General features: G+C 66.0%; 13 protein-coding genes and 2 pseudogenes. 6 read left to right on the plus strand and 9 right to left on the minus strand.

From position 1 onward, the window contains the following. The first annotated feature begins 164 nt into the window (after positions 1-164). Positions 165-1,321 (plus strand): annotated as a pseudogene (locus AB0H00_RS31245) (IS3 family transposase). Positions 1,322-1,610: 289 nt separating this feature from the next. Here the strand turns inward: AB0H00_RS31245 and ltrA are convergent. After that, the gene (ltrA, locus tag AB0H00_RS31250) at positions 1,611-3,374 is read right to left on the minus strand and encodes a group II intron reverse transcriptase/maturase (protein WP_357273396.1); all 1,764 of its coding nucleotides are present in this window, start codon (positions 3,372-3,374) and stop codon (positions 1,611-1,613) included. 769 nt (positions 3,375-4,143) lie between these two features. On the opposite strand from ltrA, the gene AB0H00_RS31255 reads away from it, so the two are divergent. Continuing rightward, positions 4,144-4,362 carry a hypothetical protein gene (locus tag AB0H00_RS31255; RefSeq protein WP_357273399.1) on the plus strand — a complete coding sequence of 73 codons (219 nt, stop codon included), beginning with the start codon at positions 4,144-4,146 and terminating at the stop codon, positions 4,360-4,362. Between the two features lie 52 nt (positions 4,363-4,414). On the opposite strand, the gene AB0H00_RS31260 is transcribed toward AB0H00_RS31255, so the two are convergent. From AB0H00_RS31260 to AB0H00_RS31280, 5 genes are all read right to left on the minus strand, one after another. Beyond that, the gene (locus AB0H00_RS31260) at positions 4,415-5,026 is read right to left on the minus strand and encodes a TetR/AcrR family transcriptional regulator (RefSeq protein WP_357273401.1); all 612 of its coding nucleotides are present in this window, start codon (positions 5,024-5,026) and stop codon (positions 4,415-4,417) included. After that, positions 5,010-5,900, minus strand: coding sequence for a crotonase/enoyl-CoA hydratase family protein (locus tag AB0H00_RS31265; RefSeq protein ID WP_357273403.1), 891 nt, complete (start codon positions 5,898-5,900; stop codon positions 5,010-5,012). The genes AB0H00_RS31260 and AB0H00_RS31265 overlap by 17 nt, the downstream gene beginning before the upstream one ends. 46 nt (positions 5,901-5,946) lie before the next feature. Next, a complete protein-coding gene (locus AB0H00_RS31270; protein ID WP_357273406.1) occupies positions 5,947-6,240 on the minus strand; it encodes a hypothetical protein in 294 nt (97 codons plus the stop codon). A gap of 659 nt (positions 6,241-6,899) precedes the next feature. Next, positions 6,900-8,534, minus strand: coding sequence for an amidohydrolase (locus tag AB0H00_RS31275; RefSeq protein WP_357273408.1), 1,635 nt, complete (start codon positions 8,532-8,534; stop codon positions 6,900-6,902). 58 nt (positions 8,535-8,592) lie between these two features. Beyond that, a complete protein-coding gene (locus AB0H00_RS31280; RefSeq protein WP_357273410.1) occupies positions 8,593-9,357 on the minus strand; it encodes an SDR family NAD(P)-dependent oxidoreductase in 765 nt (254 codons plus the stop codon). Positions 9,358-9,457: 100 nt separating this feature from the next. Between AB0H00_RS31280 and AB0H00_RS31285 the strand changes: the two genes are divergently transcribed. Further along, on the plus strand, positions 9,458-10,348 hold the full coding sequence (locus tag AB0H00_RS31285) for a helix-turn-helix transcriptional regulator (protein WP_357273413.1): 891 nt from the start codon (positions 9,458-9,460) through the stop codon (positions 10,346-10,348). Positions 10,349-10,387: 39 nt separating this feature from the next. Here AB0H00_RS31285 and AB0H00_RS31290 read toward each other — a convergent pair whose 3' ends face one another. Together AB0H00_RS31290 and AB0H00_RS31295 are read right to left on the minus strand one after the other, a co-directional pair. Continuing rightward, positions 10,388-11,926 carry a carboxylesterase family protein gene (locus AB0H00_RS31290; RefSeq protein ID WP_357273415.1) on the minus strand — a complete coding sequence of 513 codons (1,539 nt, stop codon included), beginning with the start codon at positions 11,924-11,926 and terminating at the stop codon, positions 10,388-10,390. A 155-nt stretch (positions 11,927-12,081) separates the two neighbouring features. Continuing rightward, complete coding sequence (locus AB0H00_RS31295; RefSeq protein ID WP_357273417.1) at positions 12,082-12,558, minus strand: MarR family transcriptional regulator; 477 nt, start codon at positions 12,556-12,558, stop codon at positions 12,082-12,084. A gap of 194 nt (positions 12,559-12,752) precedes the next feature. Here AB0H00_RS31295 and AB0H00_RS31300 point away from each other — a divergent pair, with 194 nt between their 5' ends. Next, complete coding sequence (locus AB0H00_RS31300) at positions 12,753-13,757, plus strand: amidohydrolase family protein (RefSeq protein ID WP_357273419.1); 1,005 nt, start codon at positions 12,753-12,755, stop codon at positions 13,755-13,757. 233 nt (positions 13,758-13,990) lie between these two features. Here the strand turns inward: AB0H00_RS31300 and AB0H00_RS31305 are convergent. Next, positions 13,991-15,153 (minus strand): IS3 family transposase gene (locus AB0H00_RS31305; RefSeq protein WP_357273421.1). Its coding sequence is split into 2 segments (ribosomal slippage): positions 13,991-14,866 and positions 14,869-15,153, totalling 1,161 coding nucleotides; the frame shifts between segments, so codons are not numbered across the junction. A gap of 429 nt (positions 15,154-15,582) precedes the next feature. Here AB0H00_RS31305 and AB0H00_RS31310 point away from each other — a divergent pair. Both AB0H00_RS31310 and AB0H00_RS31315 read left to right on the plus strand, forming a co-directional pair. Continuing rightward, entirely contained in the window at positions 15,583-16,089 is a 507-nt protein-coding gene (locus AB0H00_RS31310) for a hypothetical protein (RefSeq protein ID WP_357273423.1), read from the plus strand. Positions 16,090-16,101: 12 nt separating this feature from the next. Then, positions 16,102-17,475: pseudogene (locus tag AB0H00_RS31315) on the plus strand (hypothetical protein); the annotation flags it as partial.

Raw genomic sequence — 17,475 nt, forward strand, 5'->3', positions numbered from 1 at the left:
GCACACCATTGCGATGATCCAGATCCGGATGAGGACCAGCGTCGGGCGCAGGTACTACGACAAGAAGATCGGCGAAGGGAAGTCACCAAAAGAAGTGGGCTGTCCTGATGTTCTGTCCGCTGGGTTGTGAGATCCCCACCAGTTGGATGGAAGGATCTCCGCCCGTGCCGATGATGTACTCACCGCAGTTCCGCGAGCGAGCCGTCGCTCTGATCATCGATGAAGGTCGTCGGGTTGCCGATGTCGCCCGCGATCTGGGAGTCACCGAAGGCACCCTGTACCGCTGGAAGCAGCAAGCCCTGGTCGACCGCGGTGAGACACCCGGCACATCGACTGTCGAATCGGCTCAACTACGGGATGCGTTGAGCAGGATCAAGCAGCTGGAAGAGGAGCTGCGAGCAACTCGGTTGGCAGCCAAGATCCTCGATGACACCATGATCACCCCAAAAGGCGCTTCCCGGTTGTCTCGTCCTTGACCGGGCAAGGAATCAGCATCCGCACCGCCTGCCGCGTCCTCGGTGTCTCCGAACGCGGCTACCGCCACCACCGCAACCGACCGCCGAGCCAGCGTCGGCTTCGCCACGAGATGCTCGCCGAAGCGATCAGAGCCATCCACGCGGCCTCACGCGGCTGCTACGGTGTGCGCCGAATCCATGCCGAGATGGGCATCGGGATGGGCATCGAGGTCGGCTCCGGACAAATCCACTCGATCATGAAACAGATTGGTGTCCAAGGTCTTTCAGGCATCCGGAAGCGCTACATCAATAAAGCCGACATGGTCACACAGGAGGACCTGGTCAAACGGAACTTCACCGCAGCGCGGGAAAACCAGCTGTGGTGCACCGATATCACCGAACACCCCACCCGGGAGGGAAAGGTTTACTGCTGCGCAGTGATCGACGCCTACTCCCGCCGCATCGTCGGCTGGGCCATCGACTCACGACAGACCGCCTCGCTGGTGCTCAGCGCCCTCGACATGGCCATCGCTGCGCGGTCACCAAAGCAGACGGTAGTCCACAGCGACCACGGCACCCAGTTCACGTCCTGGGCGTTCAGCCGCCGCATCACCGAGGCCGGCTTGGTCGGTTCGATGGGCACCATCGGCGACGGCTACGACAACGCGTTGATCGAATCCTTTTGGAGCAGAATGCAAATCGAACTCCTCGACCGAAAGAAGTGGAAGACCCGCACCGAACTGGCCAACGCGATCTTCGACTACATCGAGATCTTTCACAACCGCCAACGACGCCACTCGGGCCTCGGCTGGCTCACACCATCGGAATTCGAGAAGACGAACCGGCACCTACAATCGGTTTCCTAACTCTCACAACCCGGCGGACACCAACTGCGGACAGCCCAGGTGTCCGTGCGGGAGAGCACCGCTAGTTGAGGTTCCCCCGCTTATCCGGAGAGCGGATTATCTGGTTCCTTGCGTCCACCTTTGTCCCACGCTTGCCGGACCGGCACCATTCGGCAGTGCTGACACCTCCCGGCGTTGTCGGGGCTGCTCCCATCCTCCCCGGCGTCTCCCGGATCAGTCGGGTAAGGGCAGCGCATTGCTGCGCCGCCCTCCCCTCAGAACTGCTCGGGCGGCTTTCACCGCAAGCAGCTCAAGCAAGCTGCAAAGACAGCACGGGTTGAAGTGTTGCGCCACTGCGTCGGCGGGCGTGCAGCCCGTTTCGGCAGGAGCGATGGACCAGGCGGGTTTGGTCACCGTCCGCTGGGTCAGGTCTTCCGTGGTGGACAAGGTAGTCCGCAGTTATTGCCTTCCGGATGATCAACAGCCACCATCGTTCCCATTCCTGGGGCGATTCCGGCGGCTGATCGGGGCTCAGCAATTCGTTCCCGCAGAGAACGCATAGACCGTCCTGCCTGGTGAGCAGGCGCAGCGTGTAGCGATCCACCGAGGGTTTGACCTTGCGTCGCCGCTCGGCCCAGTATTCGATCAGCGCCGGGTCATCGGGAGACGCCCGGCCTTTGACCAGGGTGTGTCGGACGATGTCCGTCCAGGCGAACCGCGCAAGGTGAGCGCCGCTGGCGACGTCGCCGAATACCCAACGGTTGTTCCTGAACTTGTTGAATTTGCCGAAGTAGCGGGAAGAAATCCACCATTTCGACTTGTTGGGGTGGCTGAAGATCGCCCACTTGTAGGTGAGAGACCACATGTAGTCGTCCAAGACGCTGAACGTCCTCTTCGACACCACGCCCCGGTAGTAGGCAGCCCATCCCTTGACGATGGGATTGAGCGCGGCGATGACCGCTCGCGCGTTGGACCCGCGTAATGCGTGCATCTCCGTTCGCAGCCGTTCCCGTATTCGCCGGATCGCTGCCTTGGATGGTTTGATCAGCAACTTGCCGTTGTAGCGGCGGACATTGAAACCCAGAAAGTCGAACCCGGACTCACCGACATGAACAATCCGGGTCTTGTCGTTGTTGAAGACCAGACCTCTGGGTGCCAGCCACTCGGCCAGCTTCGCCTTGACCTGTTCGGCCTGCCGCTGGGTGTGACACAGCGCGACAAGATCGTCGGCATATCTGATCACCACCGGTGAATCCGTCTTCGTTTGTTCGGCGCGATCACCGGACTTCACGTAACGAACTCCCGCAGCTTCTTCCAGCCCGTGCAATGCGATATTCAATAACAGCGGACTGATCACGCCGCCTTGGGGCGTTCCCTCCTCGGTCGGCGCAAATCCCTTGCCCGCCTCGAATACTCCCGCTCTCAACCAATCCCGGACCATGTCCCTGGCGGGGAACGACCCAAGCGATTCGAGCAGCCGAGAATGATCGATCCTGTCGAACGCCGCAGCCAGATCGGCGTCCAGTGCCCACACCCGCTTCGCCCGAGAGCCTCGGCAGACGGTGTAGATCGCCTGGATCGCGTCATGGCAGCTACGACCCGGCCGAAACCCATACGACTTGGGCTCGAACCGGGCCTCCCACTCGGGCTCCAGCGCGGCGCGGACCCTGCCCTGATGACATCGGTCCGCGATCACCGGAATCCCAAGCGGCCGTAGCTTTGCACGATTACCCGCCTTGGGTATATACACCCGCTTGACCGGCCGGGGCCGCCACGACGAAGCGTCACGATGCACCTGCATCGCCAGCTCCATCCTGGCCTGAGAAGTCAACGCGACCTCGCCATCGATCCCGGCCGTCTTGCGGCCAGCATTACGCTGCGTCGCCTGCCGCACGCTGATCAGCGTGTTGCTCCAGCTCCGCACCATCAACTTCTGCAGGTTCCTGACCGCAGCCAAGTTCCTGTCCCGTGTTGCCGCGAAGATCCGCTGCCGCAGCCGCCCCACGTTGTCCTCGTGTCGCCGCCAATCGACAGCATCCCACGAAAGACTCGCGCCCGCAGGTCCGTTCACCATCAGGTGTCCAACTTGCCCTTCGGTTCCGGCGGTTCAGACCGCTTTGCTTCACCAGCTCACCTGTCCACGTCAGCGCCCCTTTCGGAGCCCAGGCACCATGGCCCGGTATCCGGCCAGTTATCCAGCAACGGCGACATGGAGGAGTCGCCACGGCGTGCTGGTTTCCTGTCGGCTTTCGCCCACCGGCATTGGCTTCTTGGACATCCTGTTCCCGCCAGAGAATTCCGCTCTCCTCACAGTCGGCCTACCGATCCGCCGGTAGACGAATCGGACTCTGTCGGGGTTTCCGTGTTCCACACGCATGAGATACGACCGGGTTGGGTGCCTTCTTTACCCCGGGGCGGCGGTGTCCTCCCGACCAGCACAGCCTCTCTGGTCGGCGCCTGCCGCTTCTCAACGGCCAGCCTGTGCCCCACTGAAACCTCCCACCTGCGGAGCTGCTGATAACGAGGCATACGAAGATTCACTCGCGTTCACCCGTCCGGTCTTCCCCTCGCCCGTCGTCCCCGGGTGGAACAGGGACGCTTCGGCTTTCACCCTGGGCTTCGCACCCCGTGGTCACCCACGACGCACGCCAAGGCGGGGACGGCCCACAAGACACTGGACCGGGTCACATCCTCAAACAGACCTCCACTCGAACGTAACCACTCACCGCGTGCGACATCACGTCGCACGGCTGCCCTCGGCTCCACCGACCTGCTACGACAGACCGGAGGCGGGGGTCTCTCACCTCCACTCGAATCACAGCGCCTCACGGCGCAAACGGAAAATGGGCCAGAACCCAGATTTCACCCTTACGGCCAAACGGCAGAACGCGCTCGAAACGGTCGCGAACGCGGACACCAGCAGCTGGTGGGAGTGGGTGCCGCTGATCGGCGATATTTGGGGCGGCGACCTCAATTCCGGCGAGAGCCAGTCTCTCGAGGCGGGGCGGGAGTCCGCGAGCCGCGACAAGTTCGTCGCGGAGGTGGTCGAATCGGCGGTCTAGGACATCGAGGCCGGCAAGAAGGCTTCGCTCGGCCCGAAAGAACGTGGCGAAGTCAACCCAACGGCGACGGCTTGATCAAAATGGTGTCCGATACAGCCTGGGCAAGATCTTCCTCCCAGTGTTCTCGATGCGGCTCGTCGGTCATCCGGGAGTACACGTCGCGGCCGAGCAGGCCGTTGAGCAACGCTCCGTGGATCAGGGAGGTAAGAATCAGGGCGTCTCCTTGTCGCACCTGACCGAGAGCTTGTCCCGCTTCGATGACCGATCTTGTCGCTCGCACCACGCCACGGAGGGGAAGCGTGCCCGCCCCGGTGACGCGACCGGTTCGGTCGAGGAATTCTTGAGCGACGATCATCAACGCGGTAGGCCGCGCCCGATACATCTCGATCAGGACGTCGACCAGGCCCCGCAACTGCGCGGCAGGGTCATTGCCAGCAGCCAGGGCGGCCGCGTTGCGACGGTCGATGTCCTCGCCGATGTCGACGAGCACGGCACGGTAGAGCGCGCTTTTGGACGGGAAGTGGTGCAGCAGCCCGGGGTTGCCGATCCCGACCGTGCGGGCGACCCCGGAGAGACTGGCGCCGGCGAATCCGCGCTCGGCGAACGCGTCCTCGGCTTCGTGGAGGATGCGCCGCCGGGTGTCGCGCTCAGGCCTCGATGACATGGTCGGGATTCGGACGTCGGTCACGGGGCGCCTGGCTGTAGTCCCCGAAGGGTCCGTCCCGCTGGGTGATCGCCGTTCGGACGCCGTCCTCGCGAGCGGTTTCGATCCAGCTCTTGGCGTCGGGGGTGTTGCGCATGAGCCCGTCAAGGATGGGGCCGAGCGTCTGAACGGCGGAAAGCCCCATCTGCTCGTAGGCGTGGTTGACTATCATCTTCTGGGCTGCCAGCTGGGAAGCGGGGATGGCCATGAGCTTGGCGGCGACGTCAGCGACCGTGTCTTCAAGCTCATCGAAGGGCACCGCTTGGTTGATCAGTTCGATGTCGGCGGCCTCACGACCGGTCAGCGGAGTGCCGGTCAGCGCATGCCACTTTGCCCGGGTCAGCCCGAGCCGGTAGATCCACATACCGGTCAGGTACGCGCCCCACATGCGCGAGTACGGTGTACCGATCACAGCGTCCTCACTGGCGATGACCAGGTCCGCCGAGAGCGCATTGTCACTGCCACCGCCGACGCACCAGCCATGAACCTGTGCGATCACCGGCTTCGGGCAGCGCCACATCGAGAAGAACTGCTGATGCGGACTGGTTGCCGAGGCGGTCGCCGAGGAAAAGTCCTTGCCAGGATCCCACTGCTGGTCGGTCGTGACTGCCTCATCCCAGTGGTGGAAACCGCCACCGAAGTCATAGCCGGCGCAGAAGGCGCGGCCCGCACCCCGTACGACAATGACCTTCACCGTCGAGTCGCGAGCAGCCTTCGTCATGGCGTCCTCGAACTCCTGCGGCATCGGCGGAACGATCGTGTTCAGCGACTCGGGCCGGTTCAACGTGATCGTCAACAGGCCATCAACCAGATCTGTCTTGATCGTCTCGTACATCTCACGCACCTCGCTCTTCGCGACTCAACGACTACCGACTGACTAGTCAGTCGGTACTGTAGAGCTGCAGATGGCCGGCGGTCAAGCGGTGGGACCGCATCCCGGACCGATGACGAGCTGCGCGATGCCTTGCTGCCCGCCGAGCGGCGTCTCTGGACGCGCCCTTCGCGAGGTGTTCGACCGCGCGGCCCGGATCGACGATCGCGAGACCGCTCGAACCGAGTTCGAGTCGCTGCTGGCACTTCTGCGCGGACTGGAGCTTGGCAGGATCATGCGGCAGGACGACGCTGTCGCCATCGCGGTCATCGAGCAGTGGCTGGATCGCTTCGAGCGCGAGCATCAATGAACGGCGCGTTCGTCTGACTCCCTGGGCTCTTGACGCTCAACCACGTCCACCGTCGGCAATTAACGTTGCCGACACCCGCCGCTGGCGGCAACAGTCCCGTCGTCGGTTTGCAGGCAGCCGCTGGGATGCGTGGATGCCTCCGTCACGACGGGGCTTGTTGGCCGGGATGCTGCCGGACGGACCGCGAGGGGTGTCTCCAGAAGCCGGGCACGATCACCGCGGCCCAGAGCAGGGCGGGAACGAGGGCGACGATGGCTATGTCCCAGCGCTCTCCGTGGCATGACAGACCGCGACCGAGGTATTGCCGATGCTCATCATCCCGGATCCGCGCAGCGGCCGGTGGGCCGACCCTCCGACCGTAGAGCTGCGATTGAGCGCCGAGCAGCAGCACGGTGCTCCGGGACCGCCGCCGCTACTGGACTGACTTGGTCGACTTCTCGGCGTTCGGCGAACGGGCTGATGACCAGCTCACCAGCATGGCCGTGACGATCTCGGCGCCACCGCTGCTTCTGCGGGAACTCCGCCTGACTCTGACTCGCCAAGCTCTCGTACATGGGTCAAGCGTTCGGCTTCACCGATGCGTCTGAGGATCGGCTGTAAAGGGCCACGCCGGATCGGGTTGTCCTGGGTCTGACCTTGCTGCAGCCACAGTCTCACGCGCTCCGATGCACCAGCTGGCCGCTGACGGCCGTGAAGATTGGCGAGAGGCTCAGCAGTTGGTCCGGCTCGCAGGTGAGCGGGTCCGCCGGGTAAACAACCAGGTCGGCTGGAGCGCCGGGTACGAGGGTCCCGGTGGCTCCGTCGCCGAGCAGTTGTGCTCCAGCGCTGGTGTACAGGCGGAACGCCTCTTCACGGCTGATCGCGTGGCCCGCTCCGAGAACCCCTGCCGACGTCCGTCGGGTGACCATGCCATACACGCCCCGCAACGGATCCAGTGGCCCGATCGGATGATCGGTACCCGCGCTGATCCACGCGCCGGCGTCCACCAGCTTCCTCAGCGGGAACAGATCGGCCGTCCGGTCTGCTCCCCAGGAGGCGACCAGTGCCTCCCCGAGCCCGTCCAGCAGCGCCTGCTGAACGGTGATGTGCACGCCCAGCTCGGCCGCGTCGGCGATCCGGTCACCCATCAGCCCGCCGTGTTCGATCACCAGCATGCCCGGGGGCAGCGGGCCGGTCTGCTTGCCCACGGTGCGCGCGACGTCGAGCATCAGCGCCACGGCGCGGTCGCCGAACGCATGCGTGCCGGTCGGCCAGCCCCGGCGCACGGCGGTGGCCAGGGCTTGCGCGAGTTCTTCGCTGTCCCACATCAACTCGCCCCGGAAACCGGGCCGGTCGGCGTACGGCTGCTCCAGCGCAGCCGCCTCGACGCCGCCGTCGAGCACCAGCTTCAGGCCCCACAAACGCAGTCGGCCCGCTCCGGCGCCGGGCCGGATGCCCTGGGCCTCCAGCCCATCGATGTACGCGTCCATGGATCCAGCGGCCTTGATCGCAGCGGGCGTTGAGAAGATCATCGCGTGGCTGCGGACCGACAGCCGCCCGGCCGCCTGGGCCTGTACCAGTGTGTGCCACTCCTGCGGGGTGACGGCCGGGTCCCGCACCGTGCCCAGGCCGTGCGCCGCATACGCGGCCGAAGCCTGGGCCAAGCCCTCCGTGAGCAGTTCGGCGGGCAGCGGGGGCAGCACCTTTTGGGCCAGCTCAAGCGCAGTGTCCTGCACCCAGCCGGTCGGACGGCCCGCGGCGTCGCGGGCGATGAAGCCGCCCGGCAGATCGGGAGTGTCGGGGCCGATGCCTGCCAGGCGCAGCCCGGCGGAGTTGAGTACCGCGTTGTGCCCGCCGCGCATGGCGAGGACGGGATGAACGACGGTGGCGCGGTCCAGTTCCTCCGCGGTGGGCATCCGGCGCTCGGCCAGCCGCAGCTCGTGCCAGTCCGCGCCGGTGACAATCCACTGCCCCGTAGGGGTCCGCGCGGCCCGCTCACGGATCAGCTCGATGAAGGCCGCGATGTCCCGGGCCTGGGAAACCGGGACTCCGAGGATGTTGCGGCCCGCGAGCATCAGGTGGTTGTGGGTGTCGACGAACGCCGGGAGCACGACGAAATCGGGGTCCTCGAGCACTGTGGTGTCCGGGCCTACGAAGGCGTCCAACACGTCCCGTCCACTCCGCCGCCCGGCCAGTGCGACGATCTTGCCCTGCCGCACCGCCAACCCGGTCGCGCGCGGAGCCGCAGGGTCCATCGTGTGCACGGTGCCGGCTCGTACCACCAGATCGGCCGCCGTCGCCGCTGTCATATCAGTCTCCATCTGTAAGACGCTTCAGACACGTTTGAAGCCGGTGCTCACGCGCCGGTCAGTTCCCGTGCGGGTCCATGGCGTTGAGCACCTCGACAACCTGCTCATAGTCACCACGAACCTCCGCATACCGCAGAAACTTGACCCGCTCCACCTGAATCTCCTTCGCATCGGGCTGAGCTTCGATGATGCTCATGACCTCCGCGATGTAGGCATCGAGCGGTACAGCGTGCGGACTGTCTGCCTGCCCCGGCATCAGATCCGTCTGAACCAACGGGGGTTCGAGTTCGACCACCCGTACCGATGTGTCGGCGAGCTGGAGCCGCAGTGACTCGCTGAGCATGTGGATGGCGGCTTTGGACGCGTTGTAGCTCGGCGTCATCTTCAGCGGAGCGAACGCGAGTCCGGAGGAGACGGTCATGATGGTGGCGCCGGGCCGGGCCTGCAGGTGCTCGACGAAGGCGGCGATCAGGCGGATCGGGCCGAGGAGGTTGGTGGTCACGATGCGCTCGGCCGAGTCGAGGAACGTGTCGGGCCGGTGCCAGTCCTCCGCGTTCATTATCCCGGCCATGGTGATCAGCACGTTGAGCTCGGGGTGGCGGGCGAGCATGTCCTTGGCCGCGGACCGGATGCTCTCCGGGGCGGCGGTGTCGATGCGGACGGTGTCGACGCCGGGGTGTTCGAGAGCGATCTTGTCGAGCAGTTCGGTGCGCCGGCCGCCGACGATCACGGTGTTGCCGCGCTCCCGCAGGGCGAGGGCGAGCGCCAGGCCGATGCCGCTGGTGGCGCCGGGGATGAAGACGGTGTTTCCGGTGATGTCCATGCCACGACTTTCGCGCTGAAGCCTCGACGCGCGGCAGAGATCACTTATCGGGGGATCGGCGATCCCTGGCTCGCGTGAGCAGGAGCCGGATACTGGGACTATGGATCGTGCGGAGCTTGCGGCCTTCCTACGCCGTCGCCGGGAGGACCTGCGTCCGGAAGACCTCGGGTTGCCGGCGGGCGCGCGCAGGCGGGCGCCGGGGCTGCGGCGGGAGGAGGTCGCGGCGCTGGCGGCGATGTCCACGGACTACTACACGCGGCTGGAGCAGCAGCGAGGTCCGCAGCCGAGCGAGCAGATGCTGGCCGCGCTGGCACGCGCGCTGCGGCTGACCGACGACGAGCGGGACTACCTGTTCCGGGTGGCCGGCCGGAACGCCCCGTCGCCGCAGGTGACCGCCACGCACGTCGCACCCGGGTTGCAACGGGTACTGGACCGGCTGTCGGACACACCCGCGCTGGTCCTGTCCAGCCTCGGCGAGGTGCTCGTGCAGAACCGGCTCGCCGAGGCCTTGTACGGCGACACTTCCCGGTACACCGGGCCGGCCCGCAGCTGGATCTACCGCTGGTTCCTCCACCCCGACGGGCGCCTGATCTACCCGGAGCGCGACCACGACCGGCATAGCCGGGCGCAGGTGGCGAACCTGCGCGCCGCGTACGGGCCGTTGGGTCCGCGTTCACGTGCCGGTGAGCTGGTGCGCGTGCTGTGCCGGGAGAGCGCCGAGTTCGCGGAGCTGTGGGAGCGGCACGAGGTCGCGAAGCGGTTCGTGGACCACAAGGTGCTCGTGCACCCGCAGCTCGGCGAGATCGAGGTGGACTGCCAGGCGTTGTTCACCGAGGACCAGTCGCAAATGTTGCTGGTGCTCACCGCGCCGCCGCGCACGGAGGCGTTCGAGAAGCTGCAGTTGCTCGGCGTGCTGGGCACCGAGAAGTTCGGCGACGCTCAGCGGGACAGCCTCTCCGCTGGCCAGGCCGGCGAGAGCGGGTACCGGTAGTCGATCGCCGCGTGGCCGGTGTCGAAGATCCCGAGTGCGTCAGGAAGGCCGGGTGGGCCACAGTGCGCTGACGTCGTCGGCCGGGGGTTCGTCGATCATCCGGCCGGCATCCGCCGGGGAGCCGCCGATGGCCCGGGAGTTGCCCGCGGCTTCCGGGGCGTACAGCGGCCAGCCTGGGGAGCCGGTGGCGGCGAAGGCGGCCCAGGCGCCGACGAGGGTGTCGCGGGCGGTGAGGTGTTCGGGGGTGTCGGCGCCGACGATGGACAGTTTGTCGAAGACGTGGAGTAGGTCGGCGCCGTGGAAGGCGCCCATGGCCGGGCCGCACGGTTCGTCGACGAGGAGGTAGTGGTAGGCGCGGCCGCCCGCCTCTACCTGGGCCTGGGCCAGACGCGTGGCCGGGATCCGGTAGAGGGCGTCGGTGAGGAAGGTACAGCGCAAGGTTGACAGGTCGTCGGAGCCGGCGGTGCGGCGGCGGTAGGCGTCGAGGAGCTTCTCCGGCTCCGTGATACCAGCCCGCCGCATTTCGCGGTACAGGGCCGTTTCGTCCTCGGGGCGGAAGGAGTCGCCGCCGATCATCTGGAAGACACGGACTTCGTCGCGGGTAGCGCCGACGAGCAAGGGAATCCCGGTGGCGGCGCCGTCGGCGACGGCTTGATGCGGGGCGACGGGCAGCACGCTGCCGTCGAGTACGGCACCCCAGGACCGGCCGCCGGGCAGGTTACGCTGCCCGATGTCGCCGGTGACGACAGCGCTCTGTACGTCCAGGATCCGCTGACAGGCGACGGTGAGCAGATCCTCGGGGTCGTCGAGACGGAGTGCGGTGATCAGCTCCTCGGCAATGGTGGTGGCGGTGGCCCGGTCGAAGATCCGGGATGTACTGCCGCTCTGCAGGATGGCCTTGTGGAAGAGGCCGGCGGCTGCGGGTGCGGCCAGCAGGGCTCCGATGGAGAAGGCGCCGGCGGACTGTCCCGCCACGGTGATATTGCCGGGGTCACCGCCGAAGGCGGCGATGTTGTCCCGTACCCAGCGCAGCGCCGCCATCTGATCCTGCAGGGCGAGATTGGTCGACCCGGCCCACTGGCTGCCGAGGTCGGCCAGGTGCAGGAAGCCGAGTGCCCCCAAACGGTAGTTGGCGGCGACGACGACCGCGCCGGTCTGCCGGGCGAGAGCGGCCCCGTCGCTGTACGGGGGTGCGGCGGAGCCGGCCTCGTATCCGCCGCCGTAAATCCACACGATGACGGGGCGGATGGCGTCCTCAGCCGTCGTCGTCGGCGTCCAGACGTTGAGATACAGGCAGTCCTCGGACGTCGCCCGGATCTCCGCTGTGGGGAAGGACGGGAAAGAGGACTTCTGGCTCGCCTCCGGCATCAGAGCAGACGTGCCCTGCGCGGGAGCCGGTGCGAAGCTGTCGGCCTGGCGGACACCCTGCCAAGGCTGGGGCGGCTGGGGCGGGCGGAACCGCAGCTCGCCCACCGGGGGTGCGGCGAAGGGGATGCCGGCGAAGAGATGACCTCCGTCAAGGAGTGCGTATCCGCGAACGGTCCCCGTGGTGGTGTCGATCAGGAGTGCGTCTGCCATTGCGTTAAGCCTGTCTTCCTAAGGTGCGAGCGTGCTTGACGCCATCGGCCGACTACGCACGACGGCAGGTCGGCATTGAGACCGGCCCGGCAAACCGGGCACACGTACCTGCCGCTCGGAGAGGTACCGGCCACCGTGCCGGGGAGCCGACAGCGTTACCGGGTGGAAAGGCCGGGGAGTTCCACCACCGCCGATTCCGGAGATCCCCACGGTTCCTCCAGCGCGGCCCGAAGCGCGATGACGGTATCCGCGCCGACGCGCCCGGCGAGCGCGGCTTCGAGTCCGGCCAGTATCCGCATCGTCTCCGCGCGGCGCCGAGCACCGGCCTCGGTGAGGCGCACGAGCTTCGACCGAGCTGACCGCGGGTCGCTCTCCACGGTCACCACGCCCGCGGCGACAAGTTCATGGACCCACTGGTGCGCGGTCGGTGCGCTGACGCCCAGACGTCGAGCCAGCTCGGCGCTGCTCGCCCCCTCCGAGGGGAGCTGGCTCAGCAGGGTCACGTGTGCCGCGCTGACGGTCGCCCCGTCTTCCTGGGCTTCGAACGCACTGGTCAGGGCGGCTCGGAACCAGTGGTGTGCGCGCCACAGCAGCCGGATGAGCGGCTCGGATTCGGGCGAGGAGGAGGGCATGGGGTTCTGCTTTCACGGTGGGACGGGCGGTTCGGCGCGGTCTGCCGATAGTTAGCCGGTCGGGGTGGTGATCGACATCACTGGAGCTTCGGAGACCACTGTACCATTAGGTAGCCTACGATTAGGTTACCTAATGGTACGGGTTGATCTCCACTCCGGACCCCGATTCTCATAACCGATGGAAAGGCATGACGATGACGACAGGATCGTCCGTATCCCCCCTCGCCGCGGGCGGCCCGGGGCATGACACCAAGGTGATCGCAGTCGAAGAGGCGTTCTCCGTTCCGGAGCTGATCCCGTGGCCGGGCGAGGCCCGGATGCCTGCCGGCTGGGGGCAGGAGTGGGGTCGCCGGCTCGCCGACATCACGCAGCTGCGGCTGGCGGACATGGACGAACACGGGGTGGACATGCAGGTCCTGTCGCTCACCTCACCCGGCGTGGAGGTCATCAAGGACCCCGCCGCGGCCGTGACCACGGCCCGCCGGGTCAACGACTACCTGGCCGGAGTGGTCGCCGCCCACCCCACACGGTTCGCCGGTTTCGCCGCCCTGCCGTTGCAGGACCCGAAGGCCGCCGTGGTCGAACTGCGCCGGGCGGTGGAGCAACTCGGCCTCAAGGGAGTCCTGCACAACGACCACGTCCAGGGCCACTACCTCGACGAGCCACAGTTCCGGCCGGTGTGGGCCGAACTGGAACGGCTCGGCGTGACGCTCTACCTTCATCCCGCGCTCCTACCCGCCGATCAGTGGCGGGTGTTCCAGGGACATCCCGTGCTGAGCGGGCCGTCCTGGGGATGGACAGCGCAGGTCGGCGCCCACGCACTCCGCCTGATCTACAGCGGAGTGTTCGACGAGTTCCCCGGGGCCTCGGTGACGCTGGGACACATGGGAGAACTGCTTCCCTTCCAGCTGGCCCGGCTCGACAGCCGCTACCAGCAGGCAGACCCCACGAGCAGGCCACGACAACTGCCCTCCCACTACCTGCGGCACAACCTCTACGCGACCACCAGTGGCGTCTTCTCCCACGCCGCACTCCTCGGAGCCGTCCACGCCATCGGCGCCGACCGACTGCTGTTCGCCGTCGACTACCCCTACGAATCCACCGCCGAGGCAGTCGATTTCCTCCGCACAGCACCGTTCCACCGCACCGACCTCGAACGCATCGCACACCTCAACGCGACACACCTGCTACATCTCTGATCAGACACCGTGCCCGCGACGTGAAGCCAACAACGCCGCCGTACGCCGGCGGCGTTGTTACTCCACTGTCCCGACAACCGCAAGAACGAATTCCCGGACGAAATACACCGAGATCGAAGAAATCAGCCAATGAGCCTGACCAACGAGAGGAACAAGGACGTGGACATTGCGACGGTGCAGCGATTGCTGGACGAGTCGGAGGGGACTGCTGCAAGATCAGGTGACAGCTTCGGTCACGCGGCCTGACTGGCCGCTGGGGTCATGATTGTCTCGTATTTGACCGGCGTCAAACGCCCGAGAGCGGTTTGGCGTCGGCGGCGGTGGTAGGTTCGCTCGATCCAGGTAACGATCGCGATTCTCAATTCCGCACGGCTGCACCAGGATCGACGATCGAGGACGTTCTTCTGTAGCAGCGCGAAGAAGCTCTCCATGGCAGCGTTGTCACCGGCCGCGCCGACACGGCCCATCGATCCCGCCATGCCGTGACGAGCCAAGGCGCGCAGGAACTTTCGGCTGCGAAATTGCGACCCGCGGTCGAAATGTAGGATGCAGCCGGCCACGTCACCGCGGCGAGCCACCGCGTTGTTGAGCGCGCGGACCGCGAGCGCCGATTTCATCCGGGAATCGATCGAGTAGCCGACGATCCGGTTGGAATAGACATCCTTGACCGCGCAAATGTAGAGCTTGCCCTCGCTGGTCCGATGCTCGGAAATATCGCTCAACCACAACCGATTCGGGCCGTCGGCAGCGAAATTTCGGCGGACCAGATCATCGTGAACAGGTGGACCGACTCTGCCCTTGCCGCTTCGTTTCTTGCCGAACACGCTCCACCAGCCGTGCTGTGAGCAGATCCGCCAGGCAGTGCGGTCGGCCATCGGTTCACCAGCGGCGCGGGCCTCGTCGGCCAGGAACCGATAGCCGAACTCGGGATCGTCGCGGTGGGCGTCGAACAAGGCGTTCGCTCGGTAGGCGGCGATGAGCTCGGCGTCGGTGACCGGTTCGGCCAGCCACCGATAGTAGGGCTGACGTGCCAGTTTCAGCACCCGGCACGTCACCGTGACGGGGATCCCGTCCTCGGCCAGCTCACGGACGAGCGGGTAGATCATTTTCCCGGCAGGTTCGCCTGCGCGAAATAGGCCGCGGCCTTCTTGAGGACCTCGTTCTCCTGCTCCAGCAACCGGATTCGTCGTTTCGCGGCCCGCAACTCGGCCGACTCACCGGTGCTGGTGCCGGGCTTGGTGCCCTCGTCGACATCGGCCTGGCGCATCCATTTCGACAGCGTCACCGGGTGGACCCCGAAATCGGCGGCGACCTGCTCGAGCGTCACACCATCATCGCGATTGCGAGCGACGCGCACGACATCGTCGCGGAACTCACGAGGGTAGGGCTTGGGCACAGCGACATCCTTCCAGCCCACCCGAAGGGCAAGCCAACTCGGTTGTCACCTATCCCTGCAGCAGTCCCTAGCCGTCTTGTGGGCAGGGTTTGGTAGTTCCGCTTACATCATGTGCAGGCCGCTCGTACGGCAGGATTGCTGACTCTGCTGGCCAGGCCGAGGCGATTGCTCGGTCGTCGGGTGGAGAGCCCTCGAAGTGCACCGACGCATCCACTTGATGATCCTGTTCTGGCGATCGGTAGTACTGCTTCAGTTCCGTACCGCCACCACATCACCACAGGTCGACAGGATTTTCGCCGGGGGTTTCGTCTCTGTGGGGTATTCGGGGGGTTGGGGGTATCTCCTGCGGGAGGGCATCACGCAGTGGTGCCCTCCCAGCACTTGCAATACACCGTCGTTGTACGAGAACTCAAGAAGAGGGAGGCTTCCATGAGCACAGCAGCTATCGCTACCGGGGCCGTTACCACAGTGGCAGGTACCGGCGCCTGGGGTTACGACGGCGACAACAAGCTCGCCATCTTCGCCGACCTCGACAACCCGACTGACGTGGCGATGGACGGGGCGGGCAACCTCTACATCGCCGACGACCTCAACCATCGGGTGCGGAGGGTGGATCATGCCACCGGGCGCATCACCACGGTGGCGGGTACCGGCACCGAGGGCTACAACGGCGACGACCAGCTCGCCGTCAACGCCGACCTCAACTACCCGCAGGGTGTGGCGGTGGATGGGGCGGGCAATTTCTACATCGCCGACTGCGACAACGATTGGGTGCGGAGGGTGGATCCTGACGGGGTCATCACCACGGTGGCGGGTACCGGCAACTGGGGCTACAACGGCGACAACAAGCTCGCCATCAACGCCAAACTCAACGAGCCGACCGGTGTGGCGGTGGACGAGGCGGGCAACCTCTACATCGCCGACAACAAAAACTAGCGGGTGCGGAGGGTGGATCCTGACGGGGTCATCACCACGGTGGCGGGTACCGGCATCTGGGGCTACAACGGCGACAACAAGCCCGCCATCGACGCCGAACTCCGCGAGCCGGAGGGTGTGGCGGTGGACGGGGCGGGCAACCTCTACATCGCCGACAGCAGCAACAATCGAGTGCGGAGGGTGGAGCCTGTCTTCACCGTCGTGCAGGACCCACCGGATCCGGTGGTGATGACCGCAGGGGTGAGCACGCAACTGAAGTTCACGGTATCGGCGAACGCCACGGTCCCCGCCGGTCAGAAAATCACCCTAGATTTCCCCTCGAGCGTGGGATTGGCGCCTGATGGCGTCGTCCGCTACCGCTGCCCCGACACCGGCATCGACACCGAGCTGCCGGTCACGGTCGGCGACGACGGGTCGGTGAGTTTCACCGCCAACGAGATCACTGCCTCGACGGGATGTTTCTACTCCGTAGACGTCTGGGTCCCGGTCTTCATCGAGGATGTCCCCGAGGGCACCATCGCCGTCGGCGGCACCACCGAGCCGACGCACTTCCGCGTTCAGGAACCTGTCTTCACCGTCGTTCAGGATGCCCCGGATCCGGTGGTGATGACCGCAGGGGTGAGCACGCAACTGAAGTTCACGGTATCGGCGAACGCCACGGTCCCCGCCGGTCAGAAAATCACCCTAGATTTCCCCTCGAGCGTGGGATTGGCGCCTGATGGCGTCGTCCGCTACCGCTGCCCCGACACCGGCATCGACACCGAGCTGCCCGTCACGACCGGCCCCAACGGATCCGTCAGCGTCACCGCCAACGAGATCACTACCTCGACGACATGCTTCTACACCGCCGACGTCCAGGCCCCGGCGATCCCCGGGGGCACCGTCGGCGTCGGCGGCACCACCCAGCCGATCCACTTCAGTATCGAAGCGGTGCCCTCACAGACACGTGCAACACACCGTCGTTATACGGAACTCGAGAACAGGGAGGCTTCCAAGAGCACAGCACCCATCGCCATCGGGGCCATTACCACAGTGGCAGGTACCGACACCTACGGCTACAACGGCGACAACCAGCCCGCCATCAACGCCGAACTCAACGGCCCGTTCGGTGCGGCGGTGGATGGGGCGGGCAACCTCTACATCGCCGACCTCGAAAACCATCGGGTGCGGAGGGTAGATCCTGACGGGGTCATCACCACGGTGGCGGGCACCGGCACCAACAGCTACAACGGCGACAACCAGCCCGCCATCAACGCCGAACTCAACGGCCCGTTCGATGTGGCCGTGGACAGGGCGGGCAACCTCTACATCGCCGACCTCGAAAACCATCGGGTGCGGAGGGTAGATCCTGACGGGGTCATCACCACGGTGGCGGGCACCGGCACC

It is taken from the genome of Nocardia sp. NPDC023852 (assembly GCF_040639505.1).
Classification (GTDB): Bacteria; Actinomycetota; Actinomycetes; order Mycobacteriales; family Mycobacteriaceae; genus Nocardia.